At 70.5% G+C, this 9,807-nt stretch carries 9 protein-coding genes; 3 read left to right on the top strand and 6 right to left on the bottom strand.

Features of this window, described 5'->3' with window-relative positions; all coding sequences use genetic code 11:
• The coding region (locus AC27IO_RS16215) for a hydroxysqualene dehydroxylase (RefSeq protein ID WP_498739681.1) at nucleotides 1-1,220 on the top strand (1,220 nt) is incomplete at its 5' end.
• Nucleotides 1,221-1,283: 63 nt separating this feature from the next.
• Here AC27IO_RS16215 and AC27IO_RS16210 read toward each other — a convergent pair.
• Entirely contained in the window at nucleotides 1,284-2,534 is a 1,251-nt protein-coding gene (locus tag AC27IO_RS16210; protein WP_284428914.1) for a YihY family inner membrane protein, read from the bottom strand.
• Nucleotides 2,535-2,555: 21 nt separating this feature from the next.
• Between AC27IO_RS16210 and AC27IO_RS16205 the strand changes: the two genes are divergently transcribed.
• Together AC27IO_RS16205 and AC27IO_RS16200 are read left to right on the top strand one after the other, a co-directional pair.
• Complete coding sequence (locus AC27IO_RS16205) at nucleotides 2,556-3,002, top strand: DUF2069 domain-containing protein (RefSeq protein WP_498739679.1); 447 nt, start codon at nucleotides 2,556-2,558, stop codon at nucleotides 3,000-3,002.
• Between the two features lie 67 nt (nucleotides 3,003-3,069).
• On the top strand, nucleotides 3,070-4,497 hold the full coding sequence (locus AC27IO_RS16200) for an FAD-binding oxidoreductase (RefSeq protein WP_284407721.1): 1,428 nt from the start codon (nucleotides 3,070-3,072) through the stop codon (nucleotides 4,495-4,497).
• 30 nt (nucleotides 4,498-4,527) lie between these two features.
• On the opposite strand, the gene AC27IO_RS16195 is transcribed toward AC27IO_RS16200, so the two are convergent.
• The 5 genes from AC27IO_RS16195 to AC27IO_RS16175 all read right to left on the bottom strand — a co-directional run.
• The gene (locus tag AC27IO_RS16195) at nucleotides 4,528-5,040 is read right to left on the bottom strand and encodes an Ivy family c-type lysozyme inhibitor (protein WP_498739677.1); all 513 of its coding nucleotides are present in this window, start codon (nucleotides 5,038-5,040) and stop codon (nucleotides 4,528-4,530) included.
• 114 nt (nucleotides 5,041-5,154) lie between these two features.
• Nucleotides 5,155-6,141: a thymidylate synthase gene (locus AC27IO_RS16190; RefSeq protein ID WP_498739675.1), complete on the bottom strand. Its 987-nt coding sequence runs from the start codon at nucleotides 6,139-6,141 to the stop codon at nucleotides 5,155-5,157.
• A 58-nt stretch (nucleotides 6,142-6,199) separates the two neighbouring features.
• The gene (gene phnX, locus AC27IO_RS16185) at nucleotides 6,200-7,021 is read right to left on the bottom strand and encodes a phosphonoacetaldehyde hydrolase (RefSeq protein ID WP_498739673.1); all 822 of its coding nucleotides are present in this window, start codon (nucleotides 7,019-7,021) and stop codon (nucleotides 6,200-6,202) included.
• Between the two features lie 50 nt (nucleotides 7,022-7,071).
• The gene (locus AC27IO_RS16180) at nucleotides 7,072-8,196 is read right to left on the bottom strand and encodes a TIGR03364 family FAD-dependent oxidoreductase (RefSeq protein WP_498739671.1); all 1,125 of its coding nucleotides are present in this window, start codon (nucleotides 8,194-8,196) and stop codon (nucleotides 7,072-7,074) included.
• A gap of 67 nt (nucleotides 8,197-8,263) precedes the next feature.
• Nucleotides 8,264-9,807, bottom strand: a 1,544-nt coding sequence (locus AC27IO_RS16175) for a putative 2-aminoethylphosphonate ABC transporter permease subunit (protein WP_498739669.1), incomplete at its 5' end; no start/stop codon positions are given.

The following is a 9,807-nucleotide window of genomic DNA, read 5'->3' as shown; positions in this document are numbered from 1 at the left end:
CCCTGCCCGCCACCGATGCGCCCGGTGCGCCGGGCGCCCCGCCGCCCCTGGACAACGGCCAGCACATCCTGATCGGCGCCTACACCGAGTGCCTGCACCTCATGGCGCAGGTGGGCGTGGACCCGGAAGCGGCCCTGCTGCGCCTGCCGCTGTCGCTGCGCTTCGCCGACGGCAAAGGCATCCGCCTGCCGGACATCGCGCCCCCCTGGGACGCCGTGTGGGGCATCGCCACCGCCCGGGGCTGGGGCCTGCGCCAGCGGCTGGCGCTGATGACCACCACCGCCCGCTGGATGTGGGGACTGGGCGGATTCCGCTGCGAGCCCGGCGATACGGTGCTGACCATCAGCCAGGGCCTGCCGCCGCAGCTGATGGCCGAGTTCGTGGAGCCGCTGTGCGTCTCGGCGCTCAACACCCCCGCCGCCGAAGCCAGCGCCACGGTGTTCCTGCGCGTGCTGCGCGATGCGCTCTTCAGCGGGCGCGGCGGCTCCAACCTGCTGCTGCCGCGCACCGACCTGGGCGCGCTGTTTCCCGAACCCGCCGCGCAATGGCTGCAGGCCCAGGGCCACACCGTGCACCGGGCGCGCCGGGTGCAGGCCATCGCGCCCCAGTCACCGCCATCGAGTGGCTGGACGGTGGATGGCGAGGCGTTTGACACCGCCGTGCTGGCCCTGCCCAGCAGCGATGCGGCCAGGCTGGTGGCCGCGTGCGCGGGCTCCGCGCAGGCCGCGCCGCGCAACGCGCTGTGCTCCGCGCTGTACGACTGGGCGGCCGTGGCGCAGGCGATGCGTTTCACCGCCATCGCCACCGTCTATGCGCAGGTGCCGGGCGCCCAGGGGCCCGTGCTGGAGAGCCCCATGCTGGCGCTGCGCTCTTCCATGCAGGAACCGGCCCAGTTCGCCTTCGACCGCGGCGTGCTCGGCGGCCCGCCGGGCCTGCTGGCCCTGGTGGTGAGCGCCTTCGAGGGCGACCGTGCCGAGCGCGAACAGCAGGTGCTGCGCCAGGCCATGCGCCAACTGGGCCTGCCGGCGCTGGACCTGGTGCAGACAGTGGTGGAAAAGCGCGCCACCTTCGCCTGCACGCCCGCGCTGCAGCGCCCGTCCAACGCGATCGCGCCGGGGCTGTGGGCCTGCGGCGACTATGTGCGCGGGCCCTACCCCGCCACGCTGGAAGGCGCGGTGCTGGCGGGCACGGCGGTCGGGCAGCAGCTGGGCAAAAAATAGGCTCTAGCGCAGATTCCACTAGGGCATATAGCTACAAAAACAATAGCAAATGCCCGCCGTGACTCACGCCGGGCGGGGCAGCACATCCGCCATCTTGAGCACGGACACGCCCGTGTTGCCCCAGAAACGCTCCAGGCTGTCGGCCCGCTCGATCAGCAGCCGCTGCACCAGCGGCTCCAGCGACGTGGCGGCGGGATCGGCCACCAGCAGGTAGCGCGGCTCTACGGTCTCGGGCACGCCGGCGGCGGTTTCGTTGACCTGCACCACCCAGTCCAGGGCGGTGAGCGCCTCCAGCACGGGTTCCAGCTGCAGCGCATCCACGCGCAGCGCCTGGCACAGCGCGCTCATTCGCAGGCCGCGGGCCGGTGTCTCATGTGCCCGGTGCAGGGCCTGCAGCGCCTCCACCGCCAGCTGGAAGGTCCAGCCCTGGCCGCTCGCCCGGCGCGCCACCCCGTTGAGCAGGCTGGGCAGGTACGCCGCCACCACCGCGCCCAGCAGCACGATCACCCAGGCCACGTAAATCCAGACCAGCAGGATCGGCAGCGTCGCGAAGGCGCCGTACAGCACCGAATACGTGGGCACCGAGGCCAGGTACAGGCCGAGCACCTTCTTGGCCACCTCGATGCCCACCGAGACGAACACGCCGCCCGACCACGCATGGCGCCATTTGACCTGCGTGTTGGGCACGTAGCGATACAGCGCCGCAGTGCCGCCGGCCAGCAGCAGGAATTCGATGGAATCGAACAGCAGCCGCGCGCTGTCGGGCAGCGCGTCGTGCAGGCCGCGCGAGGCCGAGGACGCCACCGACGTGGTGAGCGCCAGGCTGGCCGCCAGCACCAGGGGCCCCAGCGTGATGACGGCCCAGTAGATCAGCACGCGCTGGCCCAGGGGCCGCAGCCGGCGCACGCGCCAGATGTTGTTGAGGGTGCGGTCGATGGTCAGGACCAGCGCCAGCGCCGTGCCCAGCAAAATCGAAAACCCCGCCACGCCCAGGCCGCTGGCCTTGGCCGCGAACTGCGTGAGGTAGCCCAGCACCTGGCGCGAGATGCTGTCCGGCACCAGGCTGTCCACCAGCCAGCGCTGCAGCCCCGTCTGCAGGGTGCCGAAGATGGGAAAGGCGGTGAACACGGCCAGCGCCACGGTGAAGAAAGGCACCAGCGCCAGCAGCGTGGTGAAGGTCAGGCTGCTGGCGGTGAGGCCCAGGCGGTCCTCGCGAAAGCGCTCGCGCAGGGTATGCGCCGTGGTGCGCCAGGGAAAGTGCGACAGATCGGCCAGGACGGCTTCGAAGCGCTGCGCGAGTGGGGCTAAAGGCATGGCCGATATGATGCCACCCCGATGGCCTCTTCCCCCCTCTCTCCCGGCGCGCACCGCGCCGCATCCGGCACCGGCGCCCCGGCCGCCCCCGACGTGGCGGCCACCCGGTGGCTCGCCGTGGGCAGCCTGCTCGGCCTGATCGTGCTCAGCCTGGCCTGGGAGCTGTGGCTCAGCCCGCTGCGGCCCGGCGGCTCGTGGCTGGCGCTCAAGGCGCTGCCGCTGGCGTTCCCGCTGGCCGGGCTGCTCAAGCACCGCATGTACACCTACCGCTGGGTGAGCCTGGTGGTGTGGCTGTATTTCACCGAAGGCGTGGTGCGCGCCTGGAGCGATCCGGCCCCTGGCCGGTGGCTCGCGCTGGTCGAAGTGGCGCTGTGCCTGGCGCTGTTCGCCGCCTGCGCGCTGCATGTGCGCCTGCGCCAGAAGCACGCGCGTGCGGCTGCGGCGACACCGGCCCCGTCCACGCCCTGAACACCCCAAAACGGCCCCGCCCCACGCCCCTTCCATTCCCCGTTTTTCGCGAGCATTCGAGAACACCATGTCCACCCTGATCGACACCCTGCGCCAGACCGTCGGCGCCGCCCATGTACTCACCGAAGGCGACCTCACCGCCTGGGAGCAGGACTGGCGCCGCCGCGCGCGCGGCAAGGCGCTGGCCGTGGTACGGCCCGGCAGCACGCAGGAGGTGGCTGCCGTGGTGCGCGCCTGCGCCGCCGCCGGCACCGCGATCGTGCCGCAGGGCGGCAACACGGGGCTGGCGGTGGGCTCCATTCCCGACGAGACCGGCACGCAGGTGCTGCTCAGCCTCACGCGGTTGAACGCCATCCGCGCGGTGGACGCCGACAATTTGACGCTCACCGTGGAGGCCGGCGCCATCCTGCAGAACGTGCAGGACGCGGCCGAGAAGGCGGGGCTGCTGTTCCCCTTGAGCCTGGCGGCCGAGGGCAGCTGCACCATCGGCGGCAACCTGGCCACCAACGCCGGCGGCACGCAGGTCGTGCGCTACGGCAATACGCGCGACCTGTGCCTGGGGCTGGAAGTCGTCACGCCGCAGGGCGAGGTGTGGGACGGCCTCAAAGGCCTGCGCAAGGACAACACCGGCTACGACCTGCGCGACCTGTTCATCGGCAGTGAAGGCACGCTGGGCATCATCACCGCCGCGACGATGAAGCTCTACCCGCAGCCCGCCGCCAGCCTGACGGCCTGGGCCGCGGTGCCGTCGATGGAACACGCCGTGCAGTTGCTGGCCCTGGCGCACAAGCACCTGGGCGCGGGCCTGACCGGCTTCGAGGTGATGGGCCGCTTCGCTCTGAGCCTGGTGGCCAAGCACATGCCGCAGCTGCGCGTGCCCTTCATCGACCAGGAAGACGTGCCCTACGGCGTGCTGCTGGAAAACAGCGACAGCGAGTCGGAGGCGCACGCCCGCACGCGCTTCGAATCGCTGCTGGAAACCGCCTTCGAGGCCGGCTGCGTGACCGATGCGGTCGTGGCCGAGAACCTGGCGCAGGCGCACCAGCTCTGGCACATCCGCGAAAACATTCCGCTGGCCCAGGCCGAGGAAGGGCTGAACATCAAGCACGACATCTCGGTGCAGATCCCCCGCATCCCCGCCTTCGTCGAATACGCCGACGCGCTGCTGCAGCGCGAGATTCCCGGCGTGCGGCTGGTCAACTTCGGGCACCTGGGCGACGGCAACCTGCACTACAACGTGCAGGCGCCGGCCGAGGGCGATGCCAAGGCCTTCCTGCGCGACGAGGAAGCCCGCGTGAACCACCTGGTCTACGAAGCCGTGGCGCAGTTCGGCGGCTCGTTCTCGGCCGAGCACGGCGTGGGCGCGCTCAAGGTGGACAAGCTGGAGAAGTACCAGTCGCCCGTGGCGCTGTCCATGATGCGCGCCATCAAGGGCGCGCTGGACCCGCAGGGGCTGATGAACCCGCACTGCATGCTGCCGGTGCACGGCGCCTGACGGCCGGGCCACCGGGGCGGCCCGGCGGGATCAGCGCCGCGCGTCTTCCAGCACCTTGCGCACGTCGGCGGGCAGGGGCACCGGCGCGCCGGCATCCTGCACGTCCCATTCCTCGTCGCCCGTCTGCAGCCACACGCGCATCGCGTCGCGCGACGGGTCCACCACCACCGCGGCCGCCTGGGCGTCCGGCTGGGTCGACCGGCGGCCGGTGATGTAGAGCAGGCCGCCCTCCTGCCGCAGCGGCGTGCTGACGGCCATGTTCTGCAGGAACTCCGGGTGGTTGACGGGACCGAGCAGTTCCTTGACCCGCACCCCCATGGGGCCGGTGCGCAGAAAGTCCGAGCCCTCCGAAGGCTTGCGGCCCACCTGCGCCTGCACGCTGGCCCAGCGGTTGGCGGCGGCCGGTGCCGCAGCCGTCGCAGCGGACGCGGCCGGCTTGGCGGGAGAGGACGTGGAGGCCGGGGGCGTGAGCGGCACGTGGGTGCCGCAGCCGGCGGCCAGCACCGCTGCGGCGAACAATGGCAAAGAGGACGAAAGGCGCATGGGGCGGATTTCCTTGGAATCGGGGAAGCAACCGGCGAGCTTATCCGCTGATGCCCCCGAATCCATCGCGCCCCATGCCGCCCATGGGCGTTTCGGCACGCCACCCCGCGATATTCACACGGCCATGGGGGCCGTGATGTGGGCGTGGTGCTGGTAGCCTTCGAGTGAGAAGTCCGACGGCTCGACCGCCTCCAGCCATTCGGGCGCGTAGGTGCCGGTGACGGCGTAGTCCGGGATGCGGTCGGACAGCACCAGTTTGGGCAGCGGGTGGGGTTCGCGCGTGAGCTGCTCGCGAAGCATGTCCACGTGGTTCTCGTAGATGTGCGCATCCCCGATGAAGTACGTGAACCAGCGCGGCGTGTAGCCCGTGAGACGGCCCACCAGGTGCAGCAGCGCCGCCCCTTCCGCCAGGTTGAACGGCGTGCCGAGCCCGACATCGTTGCTCCGGATGTACAGGCACAGCGAGATTTCCTTCCTGCCCGGATTGGCCAGGAACTGATACAGCAGGTGGCACGGCGGCAGGGCCATTTCGTCCAGCTGCGCCCAGTTCCATCCGTGGAACAGGATGCGGCGGCTGCCGGGGTCTTGGATGAGCGTGTCCAGGCACTGCCGGAGCTGGTCGACGGCCTTGTAGAGCAGCACGCCGGACGGCTTGCCGTCCTCGCCGCCGAGCGTGCCGATGGCCTCGTATCCCCGGCCGAGCGCGTCCGCGATCTGCGCCGGGCCCTGCGGCAGCGCCGGGTCGATCAGCTTGTAGGCCGGCCACTGGCGCCACTGGACTCCATACACCGAACCCAGGTCGTCCTCGGCGAGGCGGTAGGGGTTGGCCAGCCACTGCGCGTTCTCGTTCGCGTTCTGGTCCCAGACCTTGCAGCCCAGCGCCCGGAAATCGGCCGCGCTGCGGCGTGCGCGCAAAAAGCCCACCAACTCGCCCACCACCGACTTGAAGGCGAGCTTCTTGGTCGTGACGGCAGGAAAGCCCTCCTGCAGGTCGAACCGGAGCATCGCGCCCGGCAGGCTCAGGGTGCGGACGCCCGTGCGGTTGTCTTGCCAACTGCCGTTGTCGAAGATGTTCTGAACGAGGTCGAGGTACTGTTTCATGTGCCGAAGGGACGAGCCAAGGGCGGAATCGTAGCGCAAGGGGGTCCGGCAGCGCGCCTCAGGGCCGGATGCCCTTGGCCAGGCGGCCGGCGATATCGTCGATCACCGGCAGGAGGTCGGCCACCGAATCGATCACGTAATGCGCGCCCGCGCCCTGCAGCTTGCCAGCGGCCGCTTCGCGGCGGGCCTGCTGCGCGGCCGGCGGCAGGGCGTTCCACTCGGCCAGCGGCAGCCCCATCGCGTTGCCGCTGACGGCAACGCCCACCGTCCAGGTACCCGCGTGCAACCCCTCCTGGATGCCGACCTCGGTGTCGTCCACCTTGACCACCGTGGCGGGCCACCACACCCCCAGGTCGGCGAAGCAGCGGAACATCATGAGTGGCGAAGGGCGGCCAGACACGAGGTCGCCCGCACAGACGAGGTTGTCCGGCGCATAGCCGCCGGCCGCGGCGATGGGCGACAGGATGTCCATGATCGGCCGGTTGTAGCCGGTGGTGGAGCCGATCTTCAGCCCCCGGGCCCGCAGCGCGGCCACGGTGTCCAGCGCGCCGGGAATGAAATCGGCGAAATCGGCCACCACCGCCGCATTCATGGGGGTGAAGACTTCGTAGAGGTGGTCGATGTCGGCATCGGCGAAGGGCCGGCCGTGCAGGCGCTCCCATTGCCGGGCGACCTCGGGCAGCAGGCTCAGGGCCTGGATGTGGTCCCACTTGGCGACGCCCATCGGGCCGCGGGCCTGCTCGATGCCGATCCGGATGCCGAATTGTTCGAACAGCCGCACGAAGGCGCCCATCGGCGCGCAGGAGCCGAAGTCGAGGATGGTGCCGGCCCAGTCGAAGACGACGGCGCTCAGCGTGGTGGTGGAAGGAGGCATGCCCATGTCGTGTCCTGATCGTGGCGCGGTGGGGAAAGGGTTGGGTGAAAGACGGCTCACCATGCGCCGAAGGTGTCCTCGGCGATGCCGAAGGCGGTGCTGGCGCCGGTGCCGCTGGTGACGATCACCAGCCGGGTGGCGTCGTCGGGCCGGTCGATCAGGCAGTCGGTCGTGGCCGACGAGGGGTAGATGCCCACCCAGCGCTCGGTCACCCGGCAGGCCTGCAGCTTCACCGTGTCGCGCAGGTGGCGCAGGATGAGGTCGTCCACCCGCTCGTCGGCGAAGGGTTGCGGCGCGGCGCTGTAGTGGTGCGAGTCGCCCACCACCAGGGAGCCGTCGGCGCTTTGCACCACGATGAGGTGGATGCCGTTGGCCAGCGATTCGGCCTCTTCGCGCTGGAGTTGCTCGCGCAGCGCGGCGGCGGCGGGCAGGTCGCTGTAGCCCCGGTAGCGCACCAGGCTCAGGTCGGCCATGACCGAGCCGGGCAGCCGCAGGCCGGGCTCGGGCATGACGCGCAGCATGTGCAGCAGGCACAGCCGCAGGCCTTGCGGCGCCAGGCGCTCGGCGAACAGGCCGTGGATGTCCGAATGGGTGCAGACCACCACGCGCTCGGCGTGCAGCACGGCGCGTGCAGTGCGCACCCGCGGCGTGGCGACCTCCAGCACCGCCTCGCCGAAGCGGAACACCACGCCATGCGCCTCGGCCAGCCATTGGGTCAGCAAACCGATGGCCGTGCGCGATTCCACCCGCATCTCGTGCGGGCTGTAGAGCACGCCCTGGGCGCCCTCCAGCTGCAGCGCGGGCGCGCGGCGGGCGGCCTCGGCCACGCCGAGCAGTTCGCAGGCCTCGCCCATCTCGGTGCCCATGAACTGTTCGAGCACGGACAGGGCCTGGGGCCTGAATGCCGTCAGGTACAGGCCGTGGTGCACGGCCTCGATGCCGGCCTGGGGCGCGACCTCGCCCCACACCTCGCGGGCCCGTCGGGCGCGGCGCCAGGTGTCGCCCGCACCCTGGCCGGTGACGGTGATGAAGCCGAAGTTGCGGATCGAGGCGCCGACGCAGGCCGCGTCGCGCTCGACCACGCAGACCTTCAGGCCGCGCCGGGCGGCGGTGTAGGCATGGGCCAGGCCGACGATGCCGGCGCCGACGACGATCACGTCGAAAGTGGGGTGGGTTTCCATGGTGCTTTTTCCAGGCGGCAGGGCGGTCTTCGTCGCTGCGCGCTGTGTTTTCAGGGGTTCATCGCCTTCATCGGAGCGGTGCCCGCCAGGCCTGGGTGCGCCGCTCGACCCAATGGCCCGCGGCCAGGTACAGCAGCGTGACCACCGCCGAGGTGGCGGCGATCAACACCGCCATGGCCGCGGCCGGGCCGGTATCGCCGGCCTCGTCCAGGTTCAGGATGGCGACCGAGGCCAGCCGGGTGTCGGGCGAGTAGAGGAACACCACGGCCGAGATCGTCGTCATGGCGCTGATGAAGAAATAGCGCGACACGTCCAGCAGCACCGGCAGGCAGATGGGCAGCGTCACGCGCCAGAAGGTCTTGTAGAGCGGCACCTTGAGCGAGGCGGACACCGCTTCGAACTCGGTGTCCAGCGCCTTGAGCGCCGTCACCACGGTGAGGTGGCCGGTCGTGTAGAAGTGCACCACCGTGCACAGCACCATCAGCGGCAGCGTCTGGTACAGGCCGTGCAGCGGGTTGGCCGGCGCGTTGAAAAAGAAGATGTAGCCCAGGCCCAGCACCAGGCCGGGAACGGCCATGGGCAGCATGGCCGCCAGCCGCACCACCGGCCGCAGGGCTTGCAGGCCCCGGGTCTTTTCCAGCAGGTAGGCGCCGACGAACACCACGGCCGTCCCCACCACCGCCGTGCCGCAGGCGAGCTTCAGGCTGTTGGCCAGGGCATCGGCCAGGTCGGCATCGATCAGGCCCGCGACGTAATGGTCCAGGCTGGGCGACAGGTTGTACGGCCACAGCTTGGCGAAGGAGGCGAACACCGCCATGCCGAACATGGCCAGCACCAGGGCGGCGATGCACAGGCAATAGAGCGCCATGGCCGCATCGAATCCGCGCGCGCGCCGGGGCACCAGCGCCACGGCGCGCGCCGTGAGGGTGGCGGTCTGCCGGCGCTGCACCAGCCCGTCGATGGCGAAGGTGAGCACCGCGGGCAACAACAGCAGCAGCGCCACCACCGCGCCGCGCTGGAAGTCGTGCTGGCCGATGACCAGCTTGAAGACGTCGGTGGCCAGCACGTTGAAGTTGCCGCCCACGACCTTGGGAATGCCGAAGTCGGTGATGACCAGGGTGAAACACACCAGCGCGGCCGAGATCAGCCCGTACTTGGCGCCCGGCAGGGTGATGGTGAAGAATTTGCGCAGCGTGCCGGTGCCGAGCGCATCGGCCGCCTCGTACAGGCGCGCATCGGCCAGCGAAAGCGCCGTGACCAGGATCATCAGCACGTGCGGAAACACCGCGAAGCACTCGGCCAGCACGATGCCCGATGCGCCGTAGATGCCGGTGAACCCCAGCGCCGTCCAGAAGTTCCGGGCCACGCCCTGGTTGCCGAACCAGTAGATCAGCGAGATGGCCGACAGCAGCGAAGGCGCCAGCAGCGGCAGCAGCATCACCGTGCGCAGCAGCGCCTTGGCCGGCATGCAGCTGCGGGTCAGCGCATAGGCGAAGGCGAAGGCCAGCGGCAGCACGATGGCGGTCACCAGCAGCGACACCCACACGCTGTTCCACAGGCTGGTGAGCAAGGCGGGCGAGGCCAGGTAGGCGGTGAAGGCCCCCCAGCCCC

The organism is Acidovorax sp. KNOB132 (genome assembly GCF_057541515.1).
The sequence above is the reverse complement of the archived record's forward strand: the minus strand, read 5'-3'. Positions and strand labels throughout refer to the sequence as shown.